Genomic DNA, 22,293 nt, shown 5'->3' with positions numbered 1-22,293 from the left:
CCGTTGCGCTACGACGTGAAGCTCCAGATCGAGTACGAATACCAGGGCACCTCAGACCACGCCCGCAACCTGCTCCACCTCCTGCCCGCCGAAATCCCCGACCGGCAGCGGATCTCGGCGAGCCTTCTCACGGTCGACCCCGTGCCGCAGGAGCGGCGCGACCTTTTCGACTTCTACGGCAACCTCGTCACCTTCATAGCCTTCCACGAACCGGTCGACCGTATCTCCCTGTCGCTCGTGGCGCGGGCGGAGCGGCTGTTGCAGCCGCCGGGGCTGGAGTTCTCTCCCGCACTTTCCGCCCTGCCGCGCGAGATCGCCGAGGTCCGCCGGATCGACGGCACCGCGCCGCATCATTTTCTCGGGCCGAGCCCTCGGGTGTCGCCCAACGCCGACATGACCGCCTTCGCGCGGGGTCTTGTGACGCCCGACATGCCGGTGCTGGAGGCGGTTCGGGGCATCGGGGAGGCCTTGCACCGCGAGATGACCTTCGATCCCGAGGCAACCGAGGTGGATACTCCGGCAACAGAGGCTTTCGCCGCCCGTCACGGAGTTTGCCAGGATTTCTCCCACATCATGATCGCCTGCCTGCGCAGCCTCGGTATTCCGGCAGGGTATGTCTCGGGTTTTCTGCGCACCATCCCGCCGGAGGGCGAGGAACGGCTGGAAGGAGCGGATGCGATGCACGCCTGGGTGCGTGCGTGGTGCGGCGCAGAGGCCGGCTGGCTCGAGTTCGACCCGACCAACAACATCTCCGCCGGCATGGACCACATCACCGTTGCCGTCGGCCGCGACTATGGCGATGTCGCTCCCGTGAAGGGCGTGATCCGCACCGCCGGCGAGCAAGAAACAAGCCACTGCGTCGATGTCATCCCGCTCCCGGCCTGATTGACACGCGCTCCGCGCGGCGCTCATCCTGACTGCAAGCCCACCCGAAAGGCACCTCCCGTGAAGACTTCGATCGCCACCGTCTCGATCTCCGGCAACCTCCGCGAGAAACTGGAGGCCATCGCCGCGGCGGGCTTCGACGGAATCGAGATCTTCGAGCAGGATTTCATCGCCGATGAGGGCAGCCCGCGCGACGTGGGTCGGATGGTGCGCGACCACGGGCTCGAGATCGTCCTGTTCCAGCCGTTCCGCGATTTCGAGGGGCTTCCGGAGCCGCTGCGCGCCAAGGCCTTCGACCGCGCCGAGCGCAAGTTCGACGTGATGCAGGAGCTGGGCACCGACCTCGCGCTGTTCTGCTCCTCCTGTCACCCCGAGGCGCTGGGCGGGGTCGACCGCGCTGCCGCCGACTTTCACACCCTGGGCGAGCGGGCCGCGGCGCGCGGGCTCCGGGTGGGCTACGAGGCTCTCGCCTGGGGCCGACATGTCAACGATCACCGCGATGCCTGGGAGATCGTGCGCCGCGCAGACCATCCCAACATCGGCCTGATTCTCGACAGCTTCCATACCCTTGGCCGCAAGCTCTCTCCCGAGAGCATCCGCGCCATTCCCGGCGACCGGATCTTCTTCGTCCAGCTCGCCGATGCACCCGCCATCGAGATGGACCTGCTCTATTGGTCCCGGCACTTTCGCAACATGCCCGGAGAAGGCGACCTTGCGGTGACCGACTTCGTGCGGGCGATCATGGCCACTGGCTACGCCGGCCCGATCAGCCTCGAAATCTTCAACGACCAGTTCCGCGGCGGCAACACAAAGGCGATCGCCCGCGACGGGTACCGCTCGCTCATGGCTGTGATGGATGCGACGCGCCGCGCCGAACCCTCGCTCGGCATCGACCTGCCCGCCTTTCCGCCACCGATCCGGGCCGAAGGCGTGGCCTTCATCGAGTTCGCCACGCGGGGCGACGAGGCCACCGAGCTGAGCGCGCTGCTCACCACCCTGGGCTTTACCCATGCCGCCCGGCACCGCAACAAGGCCGTCTCGTTGTGGCAGCAGGGTGATATCCGCATCGTGCTGAACGAGGAGACAGAGGGGTATGCCGCCTCCGCCTGGGCTGCGCGCGGCACCACCGTTTGCGACATCGGGCTCCAGGTTGCTTCCGCCGCCGACACCATCACCCGGGCCTCGGCGCTCGGGGCAGAGCTTTTCTCGCAACCCATCGGCCCCGGTGAGCTCCAGATCCCAGCCATTCGGGGCCTCTCCGGCAGCCTGCTGCATTTCCTCGACGAGGGCAGTGGCCTGGAGCGGGTCTGGGAGGTGGAGTTCGAGGCCGTCGAACCGGCCGGCACGGGCACCGGCCTTACCCGGATCGACCATCTCGCCCAGACCATGAGCTACGACAACATGCTCAGCTGGACCCTGTTCTACGGCACGCTCTTCGACATCGCCAAATCTCCGATGGTCGACGTGATCGACCCCGACGGCCTGGTGCGAAGCCAGGCCGTGGCGACGCCCGATGGCGCCTTGCGGATCACCCTCAACGGGGCCGACAGCCATCGCACCCTCGCCGGGCGGTTCCTCTCCGAGACCTTCGGCGCACCGCTTCAGCACATGGCGCTCGAAACCGCCGACATCTTCGCCACGGCCGATGCGCTTGCCGAACGCGGCTTCGAGTCCCTTCCGATGTCCGCAAACTACTATGCCGATCTCGCCGCCCGCTTCTCGCTCGATCCGGCCGTGCTCGAGCGGCTCAAGGCCTCGAACATCCTCTACGACGCCGACGCTGATGGCGAGCTCTTCCAGATCTACAGCCGCGCCTTCGCCGGCGGGCTGTTCTTCGAGATCCTCCAGCGCAAGAACGGCTACAAGGGCTACGGCGCCCCCAACGCACCCTTCCGCATCGCCGCACAAAAGCGCCTCACCCGGGCCAAGGGCATGCCAAGCGCCTGATCTGAGAGAAAACTGGTGCCGCTGAAGGGACTCGAACCCCCGACCCCATCATTACGAATGACGTGCTCTACCAGCTGAGCTACAGCGGCAACCGGCGCGGTCTATAGCGCGGACGCACCCGGTGGGCCAGCCCTATTTTGGCTTCTCTTCCGCCGGGTCTTCACTCTCCGGCTCCACCGTTTCGGCATCTTGCACCTCGCCCTCGTGCAGCACCACCGGCGCATCTTCGACATCCGGCTTGGGTGCGGGGCCGACCAGCAGCGGGAGCATCTCGACACCCCCCGGCATCGTGACTTCTGCACGCGGCGGCTCGCGCCAGGTGAGCGTGTCGAAGGCGCCGCAGTTGTCGCAGGTGGGCGCCCATTGTCCGTGGATGTTCTGACAGTTGTCGCAAACCCACGCCGGGCCGCGCGGGGCGGTCACGGCGCGGGCGAGCCAGGCGCGCACCACGTGGTCGTCGCCGCCCTCACCGCGCTCGACGGCGGCCATGATGGTGAGCGCACGGGCATTGGCGCCCTCGGCGCTCGCCAGTGGCGTCACCGCCTTGCGCGCCGCCGGAAAATCCTCTGCCGCGAGGTTCAGCTCGGCGGTGAGCAGCTTGGTCTCCTCATGCTCGGGGTGCGAGCGCAACAGGGGCTGAAAGCGCTTCAGCCGCGCCTCGGGGCTCTCGTCGGGCTGGATCGCGGCGAAGGCCGCGGCGAGGTCGGGGTGCGGCTGTGCATCCCAGGCCTTCTTCAGCACGCGTGTGGCATACTTGGGCTTCCCCTGGTCGATGTAGCCCTGCGCCGCCATCACCGCGGCCGGGATCAGGTCGGGCGAGAGGCGGTTGGCCTCGATCGCGGCCTCGCGGGCCTCGATGCTGTGGCCTTCGTCGATCACGCCCTTGGCCTCGGACAACGCCAGAACCGCATCGCGGCGCCGATGAACATCGCGCGGGAGGGTGCCGTGTTTCAGCTTGGCGCTCAGGGTCTTGCGTGCGCCGGTCCAGTCGGCATGGCCGGCCTGGAGCTGGAGCAGCGTGTCCTGCACCTCCTCATGGCCGGGCTTCATGGAAAAGGCCTTCTCGGCAAGCTTGAGCGCCGTGTCGGTGTCGCCGGCAGCCAGTTTCTGCTTCATCAGCCCGCGCACGCCGACAAAGCGGGTGCGGTCGTCGGTGAGCATGGCCTTGTAGGCCTCTTCGGCGGTCTTGCGGTCGCCGACCTGTTCGGCGGCCTGGGCGGTGAGCAGGCGGGTCAGCTCGGGCTTGCCGAGGTAGCGCTCGGCGCGGTTGGCCTTGGTCAGGGCAAGCTGCCCCTCGCCCGAGGCCAGCGCCATCATCCCCTCCGACAGCGCCTCGTATCCGCGCTTCTCGCGGTGGCGGTCGAAGTAGCGGCTCATCGCGGTTTCGTCGCCGTTCAGAAAGCGGACCACGGCAACCAGCAGGCCGGCCAGCTTGAGGATCAGCCAGACCGCGAGCAGCAGGAGCAACGCGCAGATGATCGCGACCAGGGGCGAGGGCGCAAACTCGATGGAGCCGACACGGAGGAGCACGGCGGGGCCGTTCTCCATCACGAAGCCCGCGCCCAGCGCCAACGCCGCGACGATCACGACGAAGAACAGGATCTTGAGGACCGACCAGAGCATTCGTCTGCTTCTCCTAGTTGCTTGCGAGGGTGTCAGACAGGGCGGAAGCCCCGGTCACGGCATCATTGCGGCGAGTTGCCTGGGCGATCCACTGGTCCATCGCCTGCTGTCCGCCAGGTGGCAGGGCAGCAAGCTCTTGGAGCGTGGCGCCAAGGTCGCCCGCGTTCAAGGCGGCCTCGGCACGAGAGAGAACGGCATCGGGGTCGTCCCCCTCCTTGGGCTCCAGCGAGCGGGCACCGACCTGACGGGTGATCCAGGAGCCAAAGCCGCCGCCATCCTCGCCAGCGGTTTCCTCGCGGGCGATCTTGAGTGCGTTGCGCGCGGCCGCCGGAAAGCTCGCCTTCAGGGCGTCGAGGGTGAGCACGCCTTCGGCGGCATGTGCGGCGAGACCCTCGGGAACTTCCGCCGAAGAGATCCGCCCAAGCGGCGCATCATAGGCCGTGCCGTTGTCGAGCGCCTGGCTCACTTCGAGCATGGCCTGTTGCTCGGCGGCACGGGCTGCGGCGGCGGCGGCCTCCTCCTGCCGTGCCGCGGCTTGCGCCTCGGTCTCCTTGGCGGCCTCGAGCACGGCGTTCATCCGGGTCATCTGCTCGGACATCTCCTTGCGGAGCGCTTCGACCTCGCGGCCATAGGCTGCGAGCGCGGCCTGCGCGGCTGGATCCTGAGAGCCCTCGACAGGCGCCTTCTCCAGCGCCTCGATACGGGCGGAAAGCGCCGCCAGCGCCTCGGCCTGGGCGGCAACCCTGGCCTCGGACTCGCTCGTGTCGGCGGCCGGCGCCGCCTCGATGGAAGCCACACGGGCCTCCAGCGCGGCCAGGGTCTCGGCAGAGGCCTTGCCGCCGAGTTCGCCCCGAAGCGCGGCGGTGGCCTCTTCCTGCTCGGTCAGGCGGCCCTCCAGCGCGGCGGAGCTGTCGCCCTGACCCCAGATGTACCAGGCGGCAGCAAAGCCGATCAGACCGGCGAGGACCCCGCCAAACACCATCGGCACGACGCCGCTCTTCTGAGGCGCAGGTGCGGCCGCCGCCGGTGCGTCGGGCGTCGCTTCGGGCTCGGGGCTGGTTGTGAGATCGGGCACATCGGCAGGTTTCTGGGCGGTGCTCTCGTCGCTCCCGATTTCCGGCGCAGGCTCTCCTGCGTCCTCGCCCTTGCCGCTCGGTCCCAGCTTCATGGGGTCTGAAAGCTCGAGAGGAGCGCCCGGCGCAGCCGGATCACCGCTTGGCGCGTCCTTGGCCTCGACGGCTTCGGGCGCGCGCTCTTCGCTGGTGGAATCGGGAGCGTCCTCCTCCGGAGTCGTGGCCTGCTTCGGCGGCGTCTTGCGTCCGCTCGCCTTGCCGGCGGTCTTGGGCGCTTCCTTGCCCGCCTTTTCCACGTTCTCTTCCGGCTTGTCGTCAGAACCCGCCACTTGCATTCCTCTCGTCACTACGCCGCGCCGCCGCATGCCACCCTAGCCTGCCGGCCGCAGCCGCTCAACCAACCTCCCGGCAAACCGCCTCGAGCATTGCCGCGGCATCCGGGCTGTCGGCAACCACTGCGGCGCCGGGCCATTCGGCGGCCACCGCACCACTCAACGCCACAACCCGCAGATTCGCACCCAGGTTTTTGACTTCTGCGGCCAATAGCCCTGCCGTGCGGGGTGAAAACAGCGGCACGACGATGGGTGCACCGCTGCCGATCCGCGCGGCAACGGCAGTGCTGAGCGGCAGCGCACGCTGGTCATAGATCGCCTCGCTGCGGCAGCCATGACCCAGTTCGGCGAGCGCCGCTGCGAGGTTGCCGCGCCGGTGAACGCCGTGCAGGTGCCACAGGAGCCCGGTGGGCGGGGCGCGGTGGATGAGGCCGGGCAGCTCCTGCACCGTGCCGCCCCCTGCCACGGCATCGAAACCCGCTGCCTGCGCCGCCTCTGCCGTTCGGGCGCCCACGCACCAGGCCCGGCGACCCGCCCCGGCCTGCCAAGCCGAACACACCTCGACCCCGTTGACCGAAGTGAAGATCACCGCATCTTCCGGCCCGGGCAGCGCCTCCGGCCTGAGCGGCACGATCTCCATCAGCGGATTCTCGATGATCTCCACCTCGCCCAGCGTCTCGCGCAGGGCCTTGCCAAACTCGGCGTTCCCTCGCTGCGGGCGGGTGAGCAGAACGGGCAGGCGGTTCACAAGTCGAGCCCCTCGGGATAACAACGTTCAGCCATCAGCGCGGGTGATGCCGCGCGCCCCCTGAAAAGGCAAGTCATGAGCACCCTCACCGTCCTCGGCATCGAATCGAGCTGCGACGATACCGCCGCCGCCGTTCTGCGCTGGGATGGTGCCGCTCGGGTGCTGTCGTCCCAGGTCTCCGGCCAGACCGATCTGCACGCAGCCTTTGGGGGTGTCGTTCCCGAGATCGCCGCCCGCGCCCATGCCGAGAAACTTGATCTGATGGTCGAACTGGCTTTGGAGACGGCGTGCATCGGGCTCGACGCGCTCGATGCCATCGCCGTCACCTCCGGGCCGGGCCTGATCGGCGGCGTGGTCTCTGGCGTGATGTGTGCCAAGGGGCTCGCCGCGGCCACCGGCCTGCCGATCCTCGGGGTCAACCACCTCGCCGGCCATGCGCTGACACCTCGGCTCACCGACGGCCTGGCCTTTCCCTACCTGATGTTGCTCGTCTCGGGCGGCCATTGCCAGTTTCTCGTCGCCCACGGCCCCGACAGCTTCGAGCGCCTCGGCGGCACCATCGACGATGCGCCGGGCGAGGCTTTCGACAAGTCGGCACGTCTGCTCGGCCTGCCCCAGCCTGGCGGCCCGTCCATCGAGCAAGCGGCCGAGCAGGGCGACGAAACCCGCTTCGACCTGCCCCGCCCGCTCCTGCGCGAGCCGCATTGCGACATGTCTTTTTCCGGCCTGAAAACCGCACTGCTGCGCGCCCGCGATGCGGTGATGATGGAGGGCAATCGGCTGCGTCGTCAGGATGTGAACGACCTCGCCGCCGGCTTCCAGGCCGCCGTGCGCGATGTGCTGGCGGCCAAGACCGCACGGGCGCTCGAGGCCTACATGGCGCTCTCGCCCGCCGAGCCTGCCCTGGCCGTGGCCGGGGGGGTGGCCGCCAACCTCTCGCTCCGGACAGCGCTGGCGGCCGAAGCCGAAAGAGCCGGCGCGCGTTTCACTGCACCCCCGCTCGCGCTCTGCACCGACAATGCGGCGATGATCGCCTGGGCCGGCATCGAGCGTCTCCGCTCCGGCGCGCCGGCAGATGACCTCACCCTCACGGCCCGCCCGCGCTGGCCGCTTGACAGTTCCGCCGCGCCGATGCTCGGCTCCGGCAAGAAAGGCGCAAAGGCATGAGCGATATTTCCGTGATCGGGGCCGGGGCATTCGGCACAGCGCTGGCAAGCCAGCTCGCCGGCGAGGACGGGCCCACCGTCACCCTGTGGACCCGCGACCCAGAGCAGGCCGCCGCCATCGGCACGGCGCGGGAGAACGCGCGTCACCTGCCGGGCGTCAGCCTGCCGCGCGCACTATCGGTCGAGCATGGCAACGCGGCCTTCGCGGCCCCGATCCTCATCATGGCCACGCCGATGCAGACCCTCGCCGGGCTGCTCGAAGAGCACCGCGAGCATATCGGCGAGGCCTGCGTGGTGGCCGCCTGCAAGGGCGTCGACCTCGAGCGCGGCAAGGGGCCGACCGGGATCATCGAGAGTGCCGCGAAAAAGGCGATTCCGGCCATTCTCACCGGCCCCTCCTTTGCCGTGGACATCGCGCAGGGCCTGCCCACGGCCCTGACCCTCGCCTGTGCCGACAAGCGCACCGGCGAAATGTTGCAATCGGCCCTCTCGACCACCACGCTACGGCTCTACCTTTCAACCGATCCGATCGGGGCAGAGCTGGGGGGCGCGCTGAAGAACGTGATCGCCATCGCCTGCGGGGCCTGCATCGGCGCGGGTTTCGGCGAGAGCGCCCGTGCGGCCCTGATGACTCGTGGCTATGCCGAGATGGCCCGGCTCGCAGCCGCACTCGGCGGCAAGCGCGAAACCCTGGCCGGGCTCTCCGGCTTCGGCGACCTCGCGCTCACCTGCACCTCCGACAAGAGCCGCAACTTCCGCCACGGCCTTGCCCTGGGGCGGGGTGAGCAGCCCCCGGAGGGCGTGACCACAGAGGGCATCGCCACCGCCGGGGCCACGTTGCGATTGGCCCAAAGGTACAAGCTCGAAATGCCGATCACCGAGGTGGTGGCCGCCCTGACCTCCGGAACGCTGTCGGCCGCCGAGGCGATGGCCGTTCTGCTCGCCCGTCCGCTGAAGAAGGAATGACCGATGGCCTACTGGCTCTTCAAATCCGAACCCTCGACATGGAGCTGGGAGGACCAGGTGGCCCGGGGCGAGGCCGGCGAAGAGTGGGACGGGGTGCGCAACTACCAGGCCCGCAACATGATGCGCGAGATGAGGCTGGGTGACCTCGGCTTCTTCTACCATTCCCAGTCCGAGAAGGCGGTTGTGGGCGTGGTCGAAGTCTGCGCCGAGATCCATCCCGACAGCACCACCGACGATGACCGCTGGGAGTGCGTCGACATCAAGGCCGTTGCGCCCATGCCAAGGCCGGTGACGCTGGCCGATTGCAAGGCCGAACCCGCGCTGGCCAACATGGTGCTGGTCAACAACACCCGGCTCTCGGTTCAGCCGGTCACACCCGAGGAATGGGCCCTGATCTGCAAGCTCGGTGGCTATTCCCCGAAAGGTTGATATGCGCCATACTGCCTGCACATCATGCAGGGAGGGACACCCATGGGCATCATCGCAGTCGTCGTCGCCGCGTTCGCGGGCTTTGCCATGGGCGCGGCCTGGTACATGACGCTCTCGAAACAGTGGATCGCCGCCGTCGGCATCGCCACCGACGCCAAGGGCAGGCCCGCCAACGGCGGCTCGGTCACCCCCTTCATCATCTCCGGCATCGCCATGCTGATGGTCGCCGGCATGATGCGCCATATCCTCGTCATGGCGGGCATCGAGGGCGCGGGCAAATCGGCGCTCGTGGGTCTCGGCATCGGGCTGTTCATGATCACGCCCTGGGTGGCGATGAACTACGCCTACGCCGACCGCAAGAAGGAACTGACCATCCTCGACGGCGGCTATTCGGTGCTCGGCCCTACGGTGATCGGGCTGGTGCTTGGGTTCTTCTGAGCCACCCGCTCACAGGTCGTATCGCTTGAGCACCTTGTCCACCACGGTGCCATCGCCCATCACGTATCCCTCGATCCGCCCGTAATCCTCGAACCCGCGCGATTGGTAATAGGCCAGTCCGCCGGTGTTGTCGGCGCGGATATTGGCCCTGATCCACCGGTAACCAAGGCGTCTTGCCGCCTTCCGGGTGGCCTCGAACAGGGCCGACCCGATGCCCAGCCCGGTCCGCCCACGCCGGGCGAAAGTGGCGATCTCGGCGCAGGTCTCGGGTTCCTCCCCCATCGGGTCGATCCACTGGAAGCCCAGCAACTCGCCCGCATCGTCCTCTGCCACGTGCCAGGCGGCGCGGGGGGATACGGCCATCCATTCAACGATATCGTTGCGGGTCACCCGACCCGTCAGCGCCGTTGTGCCTCCGGCATCGACGATCTCCTGCAGCATCTCTGCAATCGCGCGGGCATCTGCGGTGGCGGCGGGGCGAATATGGATCATGAGGCGGCCTCGGCTCTCTTGGCGATCACGTGAAGAACAGCGTTGTGCATGTCGTTCAGCAGCAGGTGGCCCCAAGGCTTGAGATAGGGGTTGATCGGGGTGTCGAGCCGATACGTGGTGGTGAGGCTCACGCGGGTGCCTGCCGGACCTGACGGCTCGAACACGTAGCGACCCTCCAGCATCACCACCTCGGGCCCGGTCGGAGAAATGCGCGGGTCGAGCGCGCGCATCAATCCGGGCTCGGGAAAGGCGAAGCGCCAGGCGAGGTCCGGCCCCGGCAGCAGGTGCTCCTCGAACCGCACGCCCTTCGTCCAACGGGCATGGCGAATACCGTTCCGGGTGGTGGCCGAGAGCGGGCGCGGCGCGCGGAGCACATTGTGGGTGAGAGTCCAGGGGCGCTCGTCTGCGGCAATGTCAGAGACGTTTTCGGCCAGGGCCCGCACCTCCGCCACAGGGGCGGCAATGGTCACGACCGTCGTGACCGAGATCACCTCTTCGATGCCCGGCGCGGGCATGTCGATCACGGGGAGGACCAGCGGCAGCGCCAGCAGGGCCGCGCATAGCCGGTTGCGGCTCTCGAACCGTTCGAGGAGCAGCCGGGTGAGCGCGATTCCCGCCACGGCGACGAGGATCGCGATGGGCAGGATCATCGCGACGCAGATCACCGTTTCCACCCAGAGCAGCACGAGGGCCGCGGCAATCACCAGAAGCGCCAGGCTGGTGCGGCCGACGACAACCCAGAAACCGAGGCTGCGGCGCCAGTCGAACACCAGCTGCCCGGCAAATCCGAGGCCCAGCGCAAACCAGAGCGCCAGCCAGAGCACATTGGTATCGCTCGGCACCAGGAAGAACATCGCGTAGGCCAGCGCCGCGTAGAGCCCGAAGATCAGGGCGCGCAGGGCCAGCGGCGCCATCAGAGGGCGGCCAACAGCTCGGCGTGGCGCGCGGTGAAGTCGTTGCGCACCTCCACCGGCGGCCGCAGCGTGATCTGCATGCCGTCGATCAACTCGGGCGCGGGAACTCCGAAGAACCTGTTGGCCTCTACCACCGTGAACCCCGCAATGCGCGTGGCCTCGAGCCAGGCCGAAACCTTGTCGGCCTTCTTGATCTGCTTCTTCACCGCCGCCGGAATTGCCGCAGGCAGGCCGAACCGGATGTGCACCGCCGCCGCCAGCCTGTCGTCCAGCGCGCCATAATCAGGCCCGACCGCGGCCTTCACCGGTGAGATCATGTCGCCGATCACGTATTCGGGCGCGTCATGCAGGAGGGCGGCGAGCTGCCACTTGGCCGGGGCACCGGGATTCATCCGGCTGAACAGCGCCTCGACGAGCAGCGAATGTTCGGCGACCGAATAGGCAAAATCTCCCTTGGTCTGGCCATTCCAGCGCGCAACGAAGGCGAGCCCGTGGGCGATGTCCTCGATCTCGATATCCACCGGCGTCGGGTCCAGCAGGTCGAGCCTGCGACCCGAGAGCATGCGCTGCCATGCGCGGGGCGGTGCCTTGGCCATGTTCGTCTCCCTCTCGCCCGGTTTGGGTAGCGCGATCACGTCAGGGTGTAAACGCGGCGTGGAACCGGCATGGGGATCACGAGGTTATCCACCTGACAAGCAAGGAGATTCACACCGCAGGCATGCCGCCCCGCGCAGAGCGGGCGACGCCCGGAGGAACAGTGCCATGAAAACCGCAATCGCCACCGCCACCCTGATGTTCGCCGCCGCGCCCCTGGTCGCGCAAAGCGCCGATGGCCCCTGCGGTAAGCGCGAATACTTCGTCGACCAGCTGGTGGACACCTACCAGGAGCAGCCCGTCGCCGGCGGCCTGCAAAGCGAGAACAGCCTGGTGGAGATCTGGGCCTCCAAGGAAACCGGCAGCTTCACCATTCTCGTCACCGGGGCTGACGGCGTCACCTGCGTGGCCCTCACCGGCGAGGATTTTCACGAGGCGCCCGCCTTCGTCGGTGTGCGCGGCACCGCAAGCTGAACCTCCGGGATCGCGGCCAGACACCTTCTCGCGAGATGACCCCGCAACCGGGAAATCCAGCGCCAAAACCCCTATATATGATGTATCTGTAACCAAGCGGGCTTGCTGCCCGACAACGATCTGGCTGCTGGTCCGCTCTCCATGCGGGAAAGGACCTCGTGATGTACAAACGGATCGTATCGGCGGCGCTGGTGTTCGGCGCGGCAGCCCTCGCACCCCCTCACGCCTCGGCGCAAACGCAGGCCTTCTGCCTCGACCGTGACCAGATGGTCGCCCAACTCCAGCTGCGGTTCGGCGAAACCCTGCACGGCGGCGGGCTTCAGGGCCCCTCTCGGCTTCTCGAGCTCTGGGCCTCCAAGGAAACCGGCAGCTTCACCCTTCTCGGCACGCGGCCAGACGGCATCAGTTGCGTTCTCGCCACCGGCACCGACTGGCACAGCGCCCTGCCTGTCACGACCACCGGAGAGGACTCCTGATAACCCTGCCTGGCAGGTCGTGTTGCCGCCCCATGGGTCGGGTGCTATGTGCGCTGCAAACGGAACCTGCAGTGGGAGCGCCCGATGGCTGCCGATTACACAGTAAAAGACATCTCCCTCGCCGAGTTCGGCCGCAAGGAGCTGGACATCGCCGAAACCGAGATGCCCGGCCTGATGGCCTGTCGCGCCGAGTTTGGCGAGAGCAAGCCGCTGAAGGGCGCGCGCATCGTGGGCTCGCTCCACATGACCATCCAGACCGCCGTGCTGATCGAGACCCTCGTGGCGCTGGGGGCCGATGTGCGCTGGGCCTCCTGCAACATCTTTTCCACCCAGGATCACGCCGCGGCCGCCATCGCCAAGGCCGGCATCCCGGTGTTCGCCGTAAAGGGCCAGAGCCTCGAGGAGCACTGGGACTATCTCGACAAGTCCTTCCAGTTCCCCGAGGGCGCCAACATGATCCTCGATGACGGCGGCGACGCCACCCTCTACGTGCTGCTCGGCGCGCGGGCCGAGGCGGGCGAAGAAATCATCCCCGTGCCGCAATCGGAGGAAGAAGAGGTCATCAAGAAGCAGATCGCCAAGCGCATGTCCGAGAGCCCCGGCTGGTTCACCAGGACCCGCGACGCCATCAAGGGCGTGTCGGAAGAGACCACGACCGGCGTGCACCGCCTCTACGACCTGCACAAGAAGGGCCTCCTGCCCTTCCCGGCGATCAACGTCAACGACTCGGTGACCAAGTCGAAGTTCGACAACAAGTATGGCTGCAAGGAATCGCTGGTCGACGGCATCCGCCGCGCGACCGATACCATGATGGCCGGCAAGGTGGCCGTGGTCTGCGGCTACGGCGACGTCGGCAAGGGCTCTGCCGCCTCGCTGCGTGGCGCCGGCGCCCGCGTGAAGGTCACCGAGGTCGACCCGATCTGCGCGCTTCAGGCGGCGATGGACGGCTACGAGGTGGTGACGCTCGAAGACGTGGCCTCTTCGGCCGACATCTTCATCACCACCACAGGCAACAAGGACGTGATCCGCATCGAGCACATGCGCGAGATGAAGGACATGGCCATCGTCGGCAACATTGGCCACTTCGACAACGAGATCCAGGTCGCCAACCTGCGCAACCACAAATGGACCAACATCAAGGACCAGGTGGACATGATCGAAATGCCGGGCGGCAACCGAATCATCCTGCTTTCGGAAGGCCGCCTGCTGAACCTCGGCAACGCCACCGGGCATCCGTCGTTCGTGATGAGCGCGAGCTTCACCAACCAGGTGCTGGCGCAGATCGAGCTCTGGACCAAGGGTGAAGAGTATCAGCCCGGCGTCTACATCCTGCCCAAGCACCTCGACGAGAAGGTGGCCATGCTCCACCTCGAGCGCATCGGGGTGAAGCTCTCCAAGCTCTCCAAGGATCAGGCCGCGTACATCGGCGTCACGCCCGAGGGGCCGTTCAAGCCCGAGCACTACCGCTATTGAACCTGCGGTGGGTTTGACCCACCCTGCGGCAAACGGGCCCCGGGGAGACCTCGGGGCCTTTTCAATTGGAGGAGCGCCCATGCGGGTTATCGTGCACGGAGTTGGAGCGATCGGCGGTGTGGTCGCAGCCGCGCTGGCCCTGTCGGGGCAGGAGGTGCTGGGCATCGCCCGTGACCCCATGCTGCAAGCCATCACGGCAGGCGGGCTCACGCTCGACTCCGCCCGCGGCCGGGAGCGTGCCCGGTTTGCCTGCGTCGCCCACCCGCGCGAAATCACCTTCCGCCCCGATGACGTGGTGCTGCTCTGCGTGAAGACCCAGCACACCGAGGCCGCACTGGCCGACCTGCGGGCAGCAGGCATGACCGACCAGCCGCTGTTCTGCCTTCAGAACGGCGTGGCGAACGAGGACATGGCGCTGCGCTACTTTCCCAACGTCCATGCCGTCACGGTGATGATGCCCGCGGGCTACGCCACGCCCGGCGAGGTGACCATCGGCTGCGAGCCGCGCTTCGGCATCTTCGAGATGGGCCGCTATCCGTTCGGCCGGGATGAGGCCGATGAGGCCCTGTCCGAGGCGCTGAACGCCGCCAACATCGCCTGTTTCGTGCGCGACGATGCGATGGCCCCCAAGTGGGGCAAGCTGATCCTCAATCTCGGCAACATCACCGGCGCCCTGCTGCCCGCCGGTGCCGATTGCGCCCCCTTCGACGGGCCGTTGCGCGAGGAGGGCAAGGCCGTCCTCGAGGCCGCCGGGATCGACTGGGCCGACCTGGGCACGGATCCGCGCCGCGAGGTCCTCATGCGCACCCGGGACAGTGGTGAAGGCCGGGTCGGCAACTCCACCACCCAGAGCCTCGCGCGCGGGACCGGCAGCGTGGAGACAGACTGGCTGAACGGCGAGATCGTCCGGCTGGCCCGGCTTCACGGCGTGGACGCCCCGTTGAACGCGCGGGCGCAGGCGCTCTCGCTTCGCCTGATGTCAGAGGGCGGTGAGGCCGGGAGCCTGAGCGACAAGGAGCTCGAAACGGCGCTCTTCGGCTGAGCATGGGCGCCCCGCAAGACCTCGCGGAGCGCCCTGTGGATCAGTTCTTGTAGCGCTGTATCTCGCCGGACTTGAGACGAGAGATATAGCTGTTCACCTCGCGCTTCACGATCGGCATCAGCAGGTAGAGCGCGATGATGTTCACGATCGCCATCGAGAAGAGCATGGCATCTGAGAAGTCGATCACCGGGCCGAGGTTGGCCGCCGAACCGATGATGATGAAGAAGCAGAAGATCACCTTGAAGATCACCTCTTTCGAGCTTCCCTCACCAAAGAGGTAGGTCCATGCCTTCAGGCCGTAGTAGCTCCACGAGATCATGGTGGAGAAGGCAAAGAGCACCACGGCCACGGCCAGCAACACCGGGAACCAGGAGAATGCCCTGGCATAGGCCGCCGAGGTAAGCGCAACGCCCGAGACCTCTCCCTCGGTGGCGATCCGGCCCGCTTCGGCGTTCCAGATGTAGAGCCCGGTTTCCGGATCGACATTGAGAACCCCGGTGATGACGATGACCAGCGCGGTCATGGTGCAGATCACCACGGTGTCGATGAAGGGCTCGAGCAGGGCCACATAGCCTTCGGTCACCGGCTCCTTGGTGCGCACCGCCGAGTGGGCGATGGCGGCCGAGCCGATGCCCGCCTCGTTGGAGAAGGCGGCGCGGCGGAACCCCTGGATCAGGGCACCGGTGAACCCGCCCACCACGCCAAGGCCGGTGAAGGCGCCAACGAAGATCTGGCCAAGGGCCCAGCCGATCATGTCGTAGTTCATGAACAGGATGATCAGCGACACACCGACATAGAAGATGCCCATGAACGGCACCACCTTCTCCGTGACGCGCGCGATGGACTTGATGCCTCCCACGATCACCGCAAAGGTCACCGCCGCAAGGATGACGCCGGTGATCCAGCCCGGATAGTCACCGATCACGCCGGAAAGCTGGGCGTGGGCCTGGTTGGCCTGAAACATGTTGCCGCCACCCAATGCGCCGAGAATGGTGAAGATGCAGAACAGCACCGCGAGGATCCTGCCGCCGGGCAAGCCGCGCTCGGAGAAGCCCTTGGTGATGTAATACATCGGCCCGCCCGAAACTCGCCCGTCCGGGTACTCGTTGCGGTATTTCACGCCGAGCGTGCACTCGGTGAACTTCGTTGCCATGCCAAAGAGGCCCGCGACGATCATCCAGAAGGTTGCCCCCGGCCCGCCGATGCCCACCGCCACCGCGACACCGGCGATATTGCCGAGGCCCACGGTGCCCGACAGCGCGGTGGCCAGAGCCTGGAAGTGGCTGACCTCGCCCGCATCGTTGGGGTCGGAGTAATCTCCCTTCACCAACTGGATCGAGTGCACGAAGCCCTTGATCTGGATGAAGCCGAAATAGACCGTGAAGACCAGCGCGCCGACGACGAGCCAGAGCGCGATCCACGAGAATGTGGTGCCAGGCAGAGGCGCGAAGATGAAGGACACATACCAACCGGTATAGTCCGCGAAGATCCTGTTGATGGTTTCGTCGATGCCCTGTGCCAGCGCCGGGAAAGGCGCAAGAAGCGTGACGATCAGGGCGGCGAAGGCTGTCTTGATGTTCATGGGTTTTCTCCGGCGCTCAGGGCACGATCACGGTGGGTACGGGGGCAACCTGGGCCAGCCCGATCGGCACCGAACCGAAGACCCGGGCCGCTATGGATTGTGACCCGGCCCGCCCGACGAAGATCATTGACGCCTTCTTCTCGTTGGCGATCTCCACGATCTTGTCGACGACATTGCCGTAACGCAGCTCGGCGGCGCCCTGAAGCCCCGCGGCCTCGACCTTGGCCAGCGCCGGATCGAGCACGACCTCCTTGGCGCGGGCCATCTCCTGCTTGCGGCGTCCGTGACGCTCTTCGATCTCCTCGGGCGTGAGAAAGCTGTATGGCGACCATTCGAGGATATGGACGACGAGCAGGTTCGCGCCGTCCTTCTTCGCACGTTCGATCGCGTAGTCGAGCGTGGGCGTATCGCCCTTCTCGCCCTCATACGCGACGATGAATGTCTCAGAACTCATGTACTGTCCCCCGTTTCCTTTGTCCAAGTCCCGCCGGACTCGCCAGGAAATTGAAGCCAACCGGCGGTTCGCCCCCTCAACCTGTTCGATAAACTGCATCCCTGTCACGGATTTTCTTGCCGGGGCCCGGATGTCCGGCGAGCCACCGGAACGGGGGCAGGATGTCGCCAGACTTGGGGTTGACCGGGCGTTTTCAGGATTTTTTCTTTGCCGGTGGGGGGGTGTTGCGTATGGTCCCGGGCAACGGCGGGAGAACTCGCCGGAGTGCCACCATGCGAGGGAGTGAAGCATCATGGGCAAGAGAGACGAGTTGATCGCGAAGTACGCCGACGATCTGAAAAACAAATGCGGGATGACGCCCGACATGGACCTGCTGACGAAGGTGACCATCGGTTGCGGTCCCTCGATCTACAACGACGATGCTTCCACCGTCGCCGCCAGCCAGAAGAGCGAGCTCGAAACGATCGAGAAGAACTTCCTGGTCAAGAAACTCGGCCTCAAGGCCGGCCCCGACCTGATGGCCGGCATCGAGAAGGCGATCGAGACCTACGGCAAATCCGAGCGCAACAAGTATCGCGCGGTCTTCTATTACCTGCTGGTGAAGCACTTCAAGAAAGACTCGGTTTACAAGTAAGGCGGCCAGAACCCGCCTGATCGGTAACCCTATCGAAAGATCCGTGGCGGCCACTGCGGTGGACGGTCATTCAGGGGGGAGGTGCCTGATCGGCAGTTCCCTCTTTGGTTCCGGGCAGTTGGCCCGATCTCGCCCGATCGCCGGCACGCACATGTCGGCAGCCGAACGGCCCGTCGCATGGTTAACGCGCCACACACCATAACCAACTGTAAAACATCGACTTTTCTGGACAAGAAGATTGATCGGGCGCGACATCCGGGTTAGACCCCCCTCAAGCGAACGGTCAGGACGACCCGGGACATACCAGATACGAGCGGTGCGATTGGGAGCTCGTGGGAAGATGGAGGGTCTCGGGGGTCGAGGCCCTCCATTCTGTTTCGGGGCCCGTGATGGACGCAGCCTGGATCTTCGATGACGGCACGATCGGTGCGCAGGGCGACCCGTCGCGCATTCACCCGTGGTGGAGCTTTTCCAAGACGATCATCGCTGCCATCGCCCTGCGTCTCAGCGCGGACGGAAGGCTCGATCTCGACGCCCAGGGCGACGCCCCCTGGACCCTCCGCCAGCTTCTCCAGCACCGGGCCGGCGTGCCCTGCTACAGCCGCCTGAAGGCCTATCACGCGGCCGTCGCGCGGCGCGAACCTCCCTGGCACCGGGAGCGGCTCATGCGGGAGCTGCGCGATCAGCCGGGGTTCGCCCCGAGCAAAGGCTGGGCCTATTCGAACGTCGGCTACATGCTCGCCCGTGAAGCGGTGGAAACGGCAGCCGGCGAACCGCTCAGCACCCTCGCCGCGCGGTATTTCGCCCAACCCCTCGGTCTCACCACCATGCGGCTGGCCGAGCTTCCAGAGGATTTCGCGGAGATGCCCGGCGCTGACGGCTACCACCCCGGCTGGGTCTACCACGGCTGCTTCATCGGCTCCGCGTCAGATGCCGCCCTGCTCGTGCACGCGCTCTGCCACACCCCGCAAGATGCAATCCACCGCCTCGGCGGCCCCATCGCGGGCCGGCCCTGGACAACAACGGGCTACGGTCTTGGCGTGATGTCGGGAGAGGTGGAGGCGGCAGGCCGGGTCGAGGGCCATTCCGGCTCCGGTCCGTTCAGCTGCTGCGCGGTCTATCGGTTTCACGATCTGCGCAGGCCGGTCAGCCTTGCCGTTTTCGCGGAGGGTTCCGACGAGGCCGGTCCGGAGTGGGAGGCCACGCGCATCGCCCGGCGATGAGCCCGCTATTCGCCCGTCGTTTCCCCCCGGCCCAACCCCTTGGCCAGCCGAAAGCCGATGCGCTGCGCCTCGACCTCGCCCTTGGGCTTGGGCAGCGCCCGGAGCGTCACGTTCAGCTGGGTCACATGCTGAACAAGCTGCATCCGGCCCCCCTCCATGTCGCGCCCGTAGAAGCTGACGATATCGGGCGCAAAAAACCCGATCCCCTCGATCCGCAGCAGCCCGGCGCCACCATCGGTCATCCCCATGGCGATCTCCTCATCCTTGTCGAGCTGCTCCTCGAAATTCTGGATGTAGAGAATGAGCCGCTCATAGGCCCATTCTGCGGGCGACTTCTCTTCTGTCGGACGCGCACAAAGCGCCTCCGGCAAAGGCTTCTGCTCCGCCGTTGCCGGGGCATCCGGATCAGCATGAACCGCGCGCGACCGCAAAAGGGCGCTCTCTTCATGCGCCTCCGCGAGCGTGCGGATCTCTTCGTCACTCATGGCTCGACCACCCTGTAGATCCACGCATCATCCGCCCCGGGCTCACGGCTCACTCTTCCGGTGGCATAGAGATGGTTGAGGTGCCCCACCGCCTCTGCCAGCGCCAGCCCGTAGGTATCGCCCTCGATCCGCCGCCCGAAGATCGGCTCGAAACAGTCGTGCACGGTGCCGGGCCTATCGGAGAGGTGCTCCAGCAGCCGGGCCAGCGCCGTATGGTGGTTGTCGGCCATCTGCACCAGCCGCGCGGGCAGGCCGGTGAAGGGCAGCTTGTGGCCCGGCAGCACGAGCTGGTCGTCTCGGGCATAGGCCCCGAGGCGCGCGCAGCTCTCCAGCCACTCGCCCACCGGGTCGGCATCGGGCTCGGAGGCATAGACCCCGAGGTTGGGCGAGATCGACGGCAAGAGCTGGTCGCCGCCCAGCACCAGCGGTTCGTCATCGCACCAGAACGTTGCGTGCTGCGGCGCGTGGCCATTGCCGATATGCACGGTCCAGCGCCGCCCACCGATGGTGAGCCGCTGGCCCTCGTGCAACGCCTGAAACCCCACAGGCAGCGGCCAGGTGATATCGGCAAAGTTGAAGGGCCGCTCCTCGCACCGCCTCGCATAGACAGCCGGGTCCATCCCCGCGCGGCGCCAGAACAGTTTGGTCTCCTCGTTGGGCCGCGCCTGCTCGTCGAGCTGGAGCATGCGGGTCAGCGTCCAGCACAACCGGGTCGACCACAGCTCGGCCCCATGCTCCTGCATCAACCATCCGGCGTTGCCGACGTGATCCGGGTGGTGGTGCGTCAGAAAAACCCGCCCCACCGGCTTGCCGCCAAGTGGCCCGTCGAGCAGCGCCTGCCAGATCTCCCGGCTCTTCTTCGAGCCGATGCCGGTGTCGATCACCGCCCAGCTCTCGCCCTCGTCGAGCGCGAAAATATTCACGTGATCCAGCGCCATCGGCAGCGGCAGCCGCAGCCAGAGGATGCCCAAGGCCACTTCGATCGCCGCGCCTGGGGCAGGCGGGCTATCCCAAGGAAAGGAGATGGGCTGTGCGTCCATGCCGCGGACCTAGCCCGCCAGCTCCTCGTTGGAAAGGGCGTCCATGCCTTCCGATCCCATCCTCACTTCCGCCGCCAGTCCCGTGTGCTGGGGGAGCAGACGCATGACGTAGAACCGCGCAAGGCCGGTTCGTGGGCCGTTGCCGCCTTCCGCCACGGCGCTGGCAAGGTGATAATGCGCGCCGAGCACGCGCGCGAAGGCGCGCAGGTAGGCTACCGCCACCGCGCCGCGGGCGTCCATGTCCATCTCCAGCACTGCCTCGGTCAGGTCGCGCTGCACCTCCGCGGCGTTCCAGACGGCATCCGCCAGCCGGGGAAACTGCGCCCGTGCGGCCTCCGCGGCCTCTTCGACCTCGGAGATCAGGGTAAAGGCCGCCTCGCCGCCATCCATCAGCTTGCGGCCCACGAGGTCGAGCGCCTGGATGCCGTTGGTGCCTTCGTAGATCGTGGTCACGCGCACATCCCGGTAGAACTGCGCCGCGCCGGTTTCCTCGATGAATCCCATGCCGCCGTGCACCTGGATGCCCGTCGCCGCCACCTCGCAGCCCACGTCGGTGCCATAGGCCTTGGAGATCGGGGTAAGAAGCGCCGCGCGGGCGGCCCATCCGGCGTCGCCGGTGGCATTGGCCATGTCGAGCGCCACGGCGTTGGCCAGCGCGATCGCGCGAGCCGCCTGGGTCTCGGCCCGCATGGTCATCAGCATCCGCCGCACGTCGGGGAACTCGATGATCGTGCCCGCGCCGCCCACCTTGCCCTGCTTGCGCTCGGCCGCATAGGCCACCGCGGCCTGAGTGGCGGCCTCGGCCACGCCGATGCCCTGGATGCCCACGCCCAGGCGGGCATTGTTCATCATGGTGAACATCGCCGCCATGCCGCCATGCTCGCGGCCCACCAGCCAGCCCTTGGCCTCGGTGTATTCCATCACCGCCGTGGGCGAGCCGTGCAGGCCCATCTTGTGCTCGAGGCTCACCACGCGCAGGCTGTTGCGCTCGCCCGGTTTGCCGTTCTCGTCCGGAATGTTCCGAGGCACCATGAACAGGCTGATGCCCTTGGTGCCCGGCACGCCATCGGGCAGGCGGGCGAGGACCAGGTGGCAGACATTCTCGGCAAAATCCGCATCGCCCCAACTGATGTAGATCTTCTGACCGCTGATCCGGTAGGTGCCGTCGCCGTCGGGCTCCGCCTTGGTGCGCAGCGCGCCCACATCGGTGCCCGCCTGCGGCTCGGTCAGGTTCATGGTGCCCTGCCACTCGCCGCTGATGAGCTTGGGCAGGTAGAGCGCCTTCAGCTCATCGGAGGCATGATGCTCCAGCGCCTCGATCTGGCCCTGGGTCAGCAGCGGGTTCAGCGCCAGCGACAGGCAGGCGCCGTTGATCATCTCGTTCACCGATTCCATCAAGGTGATCGGCAGGCCCATGCCACCGTGCTCCGGGTCGGCGCTGATGCCGATCCAGCCACCCTCGGCAATTGCCTTGTATCCCTCGGCAAAGCCGGGGGAGGTGCGCACAACGCCGTTTTCCAGCACCGCCGGATGCAGGTCGCCATTGCGCTGCAACGGGCCCAGAACCTCGCTCGCGAGGCGCCCCGCCTCGGTCAGGATCGCATCCATCATTTCGCCACCCGCTTCGGCAAAACGCTCGGTTTCGGTGACCTGGCCGTAGCCGACCACGTGGTTGAGCAGAAAGCGAAACTCTTCGACTGGGGCCTTGTAGGGCATGGGCAATTCCTCCTCGGGCGGCCTTGAGGCACCGCGCCGTGCAGCATAAGAGAGTTGGCACCCGCGCCCAAGAGGGAGGGCGCAAAA

The 22,293-nt window shown here is 66.9% G+C and carries 23 protein-coding genes and 1 tRNA gene; 12 read left to right on the top strand and 12 right to left on the bottom strand.

What is annotated here, in order from left to right; all coding sequences use genetic code 11:
- The first annotated feature begins 3 nt into the window (after window positions 1-3).
- Both BUR94_RS17215 and BUR94_RS17210 read left to right on the top strand, forming a co-directional pair.
- Window positions 4-885 (top strand): transglutaminase family protein, encoded by an 882-nt coding sequence (locus BUR94_RS17215; RefSeq protein WP_074257393.1) that lies wholly within the window; start codon window positions 4-6, stop codon window positions 883-885.
- 60 nt (window positions 886-945) lie between these two features.
- Entirely contained in the window at window positions 946-2,832 is a 1,887-nt protein-coding gene (locus BUR94_RS17210; protein ID WP_074257392.1) for a bifunctional sugar phosphate isomerase/epimerase/4-hydroxyphenylpyruvate dioxygenase family protein, read from the top strand.
- 13 nt (window positions 2,833-2,845) lie between these two features.
- On the opposite strand, the gene BUR94_RS17205 is transcribed toward BUR94_RS17210, so the two are convergent.
- From BUR94_RS17205 to BUR94_RS17190, 4 genes are all read right to left on the bottom strand, one after another.
- A tRNA-Thr gene (locus BUR94_RS17205) sits at window positions 2,846-2,921 on the bottom strand.
- Window positions 2,922-2,964: 43 nt separating this feature from the next.
- Window positions 2,965-4,455 carry a heme biosynthesis protein HemY gene (locus BUR94_RS17200; RefSeq protein ID WP_074257391.1) on the bottom strand — a complete coding sequence of 497 codons (1,491 nt, stop codon included), beginning with the start codon at window positions 4,453-4,455 and terminating at the stop codon, window positions 2,965-2,967.
- A 13-nt stretch (window positions 4,456-4,468) separates the two neighbouring features.
- On the bottom strand, window positions 4,469-5,857 hold the full coding sequence (locus BUR94_RS17195; protein WP_139301303.1) for a COG4223 family protein: 1,389 nt from the start codon (window positions 5,855-5,857) through the stop codon (window positions 4,469-4,471).
- Between the two features lie 64 nt (window positions 5,858-5,921).
- Complete coding sequence (locus BUR94_RS17190) at window positions 5,922-6,608, bottom strand: uroporphyrinogen-III synthase (RefSeq protein WP_084193079.1); 687 nt, start codon at window positions 6,606-6,608, stop codon at window positions 5,922-5,924.
- Between the two features lie 75 nt (window positions 6,609-6,683).
- On the opposite strand from BUR94_RS17190, the gene tsaD reads away from it, so the two are divergent.
- The 4 genes from tsaD to BUR94_RS17170 are packed head-to-tail and all read left to right on the top strand — an operon-like array spanning window position 6,684 to window position 9,607.
- Window positions 6,684-7,775 carry a tRNA (adenosine(37)-N6)-threonylcarbamoyltransferase complex transferase subunit TsaD gene (tsaD, locus tag BUR94_RS17185; protein ID WP_074257389.1) on the top strand — a complete coding sequence of 364 codons (1,092 nt, stop codon included), beginning with the start codon at window positions 6,684-6,686 and terminating at the stop codon, window positions 7,773-7,775.
- The gene (locus BUR94_RS17180) at window positions 7,772-8,740 is read left to right on the top strand and encodes an NAD(P)H-dependent glycerol-3-phosphate dehydrogenase (protein ID WP_074257388.1); all 969 of its coding nucleotides are present in this window, start codon (window positions 7,772-7,774) and stop codon (window positions 8,738-8,740) included. Before tsaD ends, BUR94_RS17180 begins: the two co-directional genes overlap by 4 nt.
- 3 nt (window positions 8,741-8,743) lie before the next feature.
- Complete coding sequence (locus BUR94_RS17175) at window positions 8,744-9,169, top strand: EVE domain-containing protein (RefSeq protein ID WP_074257387.1); 426 nt, start codon at window positions 8,744-8,746, stop codon at window positions 9,167-9,169.
- A 42-nt stretch (window positions 9,170-9,211) separates the two neighbouring features.
- The gene (locus BUR94_RS17170; protein ID WP_074257386.1) at window positions 9,212-9,607 is read left to right on the top strand and encodes a DUF1761 domain-containing protein; all 396 of its coding nucleotides are present in this window, start codon (window positions 9,212-9,214) and stop codon (window positions 9,605-9,607) included.
- A 9-nt stretch (window positions 9,608-9,616) separates the two neighbouring features.
- On the opposite strand, the gene BUR94_RS17165 is transcribed toward BUR94_RS17170, so the two are convergent.
- Genes BUR94_RS17165 through BUR94_RS17155 form a run of 3 tightly spaced genes read right to left on the bottom strand, consistent with a single transcriptional unit; the run spans window position 9,617 to window position 11,609 of the window.
- Window positions 9,617-10,099, bottom strand: coding sequence for a GNAT family N-acetyltransferase (locus BUR94_RS17165; protein ID WP_074257385.1), 483 nt, complete (start codon window positions 10,097-10,099; stop codon window positions 9,617-9,619).
- Window positions 10,096-11,013: a hypothetical protein gene (locus tag BUR94_RS17160; protein WP_074257384.1), complete on the bottom strand. Its 918-nt coding sequence runs from the start codon at window positions 11,011-11,013 to the stop codon at window positions 10,096-10,098. Before BUR94_RS17160 ends, BUR94_RS17165 begins: the two co-directional genes overlap by 4 nt.
- Window positions 11,013-11,609 carry an HD domain-containing protein gene (locus tag BUR94_RS17155; protein WP_074257383.1) on the bottom strand — a complete coding sequence of 199 codons (597 nt, stop codon included), beginning with the start codon at window positions 11,607-11,609 and terminating at the stop codon, window positions 11,013-11,015. The genes BUR94_RS17160 and BUR94_RS17155 overlap by 1 nt, the downstream gene beginning before the upstream one ends.
- Before the next feature lie 166 nt (window positions 11,610-11,775).
- On the opposite strand from BUR94_RS17155, the gene BUR94_RS17150 reads away from it, so the two are divergent.
- The 4 genes from BUR94_RS17150 to BUR94_RS17135 all read left to right on the top strand — a co-directional run bounded on the left by BUR94_RS17150 (window position 11,776) and on the right by BUR94_RS17135 (window position 15,072).
- Window positions 11,776-12,081, top strand: coding sequence for a hypothetical protein (locus tag BUR94_RS17150; protein ID WP_074257382.1), 306 nt, complete (start codon window positions 11,776-11,778; stop codon window positions 12,079-12,081).
- A 161-nt stretch (window positions 12,082-12,242) separates the two neighbouring features.
- Entirely contained in the window at window positions 12,243-12,557 is a 315-nt protein-coding gene (locus BUR94_RS17145) for a hypothetical protein (protein ID WP_074257381.1), read from the top strand.
- Window positions 12,558-12,641: 84 nt separating this feature from the next.
- Window positions 12,642-14,030, top strand: a complete 1,389-nt coding sequence (ahcY, locus tag BUR94_RS17140; RefSeq protein WP_074257380.1) for an adenosylhomocysteinase — start codon at window positions 12,642-12,644, stop codon at window positions 14,028-14,030.
- Window positions 14,031-14,109: 79 nt separating this feature from the next.
- A complete protein-coding gene (locus BUR94_RS17135; protein ID WP_074257379.1) occupies window positions 14,110-15,072 on the top strand; it encodes a ketopantoate reductase family protein in 963 nt (320 codons plus the stop codon).
- A 40-nt stretch (window positions 15,073-15,112) separates the two neighbouring features.
- Here BUR94_RS17135 and BUR94_RS17130 read toward each other — a convergent pair whose 3' ends face one another.
- Together BUR94_RS17130 and BUR94_RS17125 are read right to left on the bottom strand one after the other, a co-directional pair.
- Window positions 15,113-16,654, bottom strand: coding sequence for an alanine/glycine:cation symporter family protein (locus BUR94_RS17130; RefSeq protein WP_074257378.1), 1,542 nt, complete (start codon window positions 16,652-16,654; stop codon window positions 15,113-15,115).
- Window positions 16,655-16,670: 16 nt separating this feature from the next.
- On the bottom strand, window positions 16,671-17,108 hold the full coding sequence (locus BUR94_RS17125; RefSeq protein WP_074257377.1) for a universal stress protein: 438 nt from the start codon (window positions 17,106-17,108) through the stop codon (window positions 16,671-16,673).
- A 292-nt stretch (window positions 17,109-17,400) separates the two neighbouring features.
- Between BUR94_RS17125 and BUR94_RS17120 the strand changes: the two genes are divergently transcribed.
- Together BUR94_RS17120 and BUR94_RS17115 are read left to right on the top strand one after the other, a co-directional pair.
- Window positions 17,401-17,742 carry a DUF2853 family protein gene (locus BUR94_RS17120; protein WP_074257376.1) on the top strand — a complete coding sequence of 114 codons (342 nt, stop codon included), beginning with the start codon at window positions 17,401-17,403 and terminating at the stop codon, window positions 17,740-17,742.
- Window positions 17,743-18,131: 389 nt separating this feature from the next.
- The gene (locus tag BUR94_RS17115; RefSeq protein ID WP_074257375.1) at window positions 18,132-18,965 is read left to right on the top strand and encodes a serine hydrolase domain-containing protein; all 834 of its coding nucleotides are present in this window, start codon (window positions 18,132-18,134) and stop codon (window positions 18,963-18,965) included.
- A gap of 5 nt (window positions 18,966-18,970) precedes the next feature.
- Here the strand turns inward: BUR94_RS17115 and BUR94_RS17110 are convergent, their stop codons facing one another.
- From BUR94_RS17110 to BUR94_RS17100, 3 genes are read right to left on the bottom strand one after another with little or no spacing between them, the layout of a single operon-like run.
- The gene (locus tag BUR94_RS17110) at window positions 18,971-19,450 is read right to left on the bottom strand and encodes a DUF6173 family protein (RefSeq protein ID WP_074257374.1); all 480 of its coding nucleotides are present in this window, start codon (window positions 19,448-19,450) and stop codon (window positions 18,971-18,973) included.
- On the bottom strand, window positions 19,447-20,490 hold the full coding sequence (locus tag BUR94_RS17105) for an MBL fold metallo-hydrolase (RefSeq protein WP_074257373.1): 1,044 nt from the start codon (window positions 20,488-20,490) through the stop codon (window positions 19,447-19,449). Before BUR94_RS17105 ends, BUR94_RS17110 begins: the two co-directional genes overlap by 4 nt.
- A 9-nt stretch (window positions 20,491-20,499) precedes the next feature.
- Entirely contained in the window at window positions 20,500-22,206 is a 1,707-nt protein-coding gene (locus tag BUR94_RS17100; protein WP_074257372.1) for an acyl-CoA dehydrogenase, read from the bottom strand.
- Window positions 22,207-22,293 lie beyond the last annotated feature (87 nt).

Source organism: Vannielia litorea (assembly GCF_900142295.1).
Taxonomy (GTDB): Bacteria; Pseudomonadota; Alphaproteobacteria; order Rhodobacterales; family Rhodobacteraceae; genus Vannielia; species Vannielia litorea.
This window is presented reverse-complemented; position numbering and strand designations above follow the sequence as displayed.

What these genes read in the sequence shown, in the direction of transcription:
- BUR94_RS17200 (WP_074257391.1), bottom strand. Translation starts at nt 4,455, where the DNA reads ATGCTCTGGTCGGTCCTCAAGATCCTGTTCTTCGTCGTGATCGTCGCG.
- tsaD (WP_074257389.1), top strand. Translation starts at nt 6,684, where the DNA reads ATGAGCACCCTCACCGTCCTCGGCATCGAATCGAGCTGCGACGATACC.
- BUR94_RS17180 (WP_074257388.1), top strand. Translation starts at nt 7,772, where the DNA reads ATGAGCGATATTTCCGTGATCGGGGCCGGGGCATTCGGCACAGCGCTG.
- BUR94_RS17175 (WP_074257387.1), top strand. Translation starts at nt 8,744, where the DNA reads ATGGCCTACTGGCTCTTCAAATCCGAACCCTCGACATGGAGCTGGGAG.
- BUR94_RS17170 (WP_074257386.1), top strand. Translation starts at nt 9,212, where the DNA reads ATGGGCATCATCGCAGTCGTCGTCGCCGCGTTCGCGGGCTTTGCCATG.
- BUR94_RS17165 (WP_074257385.1), bottom strand. Translation starts at nt 10,099, where the DNA reads ATGATCCATATTCGCCCCGCCGCCACCGCAGATGCCCGCGCGATTGCA.
- BUR94_RS17160 (WP_074257384.1), bottom strand. Translation starts at nt 11,013, where the DNA reads ATGGCGCCGCTGGCCCTGCGCGCCCTGATCTTCGGGCTCTACGCGGCG.
- BUR94_RS17155 (WP_074257383.1), bottom strand. Translation starts at nt 11,609, where the DNA reads ATGGCCAAGGCACCGCCCCGCGCATGGCAGCGCATGCTCTCGGGTCGC.
- BUR94_RS17150 (WP_074257382.1), top strand. Translation starts at nt 11,776, where the DNA reads ATGAAAACCGCAATCGCCACCGCCACCCTGATGTTCGCCGCCGCGCCC.
- BUR94_RS17145 (WP_074257381.1), top strand. Translation starts at nt 12,243, where the DNA reads ATGTACAAACGGATCGTATCGGCGGCGCTGGTGTTCGGCGCGGCAGCC.
- ahcY (WP_074257380.1), top strand. Translation starts at nt 12,642, where the DNA reads ATGGCTGCCGATTACACAGTAAAAGACATCTCCCTCGCCGAGTTCGGC.
- BUR94_RS17135 (WP_074257379.1), top strand. Translation starts at nt 14,110, where the DNA reads ATGCGGGTTATCGTGCACGGAGTTGGAGCGATCGGCGGTGTGGTCGCA.
- BUR94_RS17130 (WP_074257378.1), bottom strand. Translation starts at nt 16,654, where the DNA reads ATGAACATCAAGACAGCCTTCGCCGCCCTGATCGTCACGCTTCTTGCG.
- BUR94_RS17125 (WP_074257377.1), bottom strand. Translation starts at nt 17,108, where the DNA reads ATGAGTTCTGAGACATTCATCGTCGCGTATGAGGGCGAGAAGGGCGAT.
- BUR94_RS17120 (WP_074257376.1), top strand. Translation starts at nt 17,401, where the DNA reads ATGGGCAAGAGAGACGAGTTGATCGCGAAGTACGCCGACGATCTGAAA.
- BUR94_RS17115 (WP_074257375.1), top strand. Translation starts at nt 18,132, where the DNA reads ATGGACGCAGCCTGGATCTTCGATGACGGCACGATCGGTGCGCAGGGC.
- BUR94_RS17110 (WP_074257374.1), bottom strand. Translation starts at nt 19,450, where the DNA reads ATGAGTGACGAAGAGATCCGCACGCTCGCGGAGGCGCATGAAGAGAGC.
- BUR94_RS17105 (WP_074257373.1), bottom strand. Translation starts at nt 20,490, where the DNA reads ATGGACGCACAGCCCATCTCCTTTCCTTGGGATAGCCCGCCTGCCCCA.
- BUR94_RS17100 (WP_074257372.1), bottom strand. Translation starts at nt 22,206, where the DNA reads ATGCCCTACAAGGCCCCAGTCGAAGAGTTTCGCTTTCTGCTCAACCAC.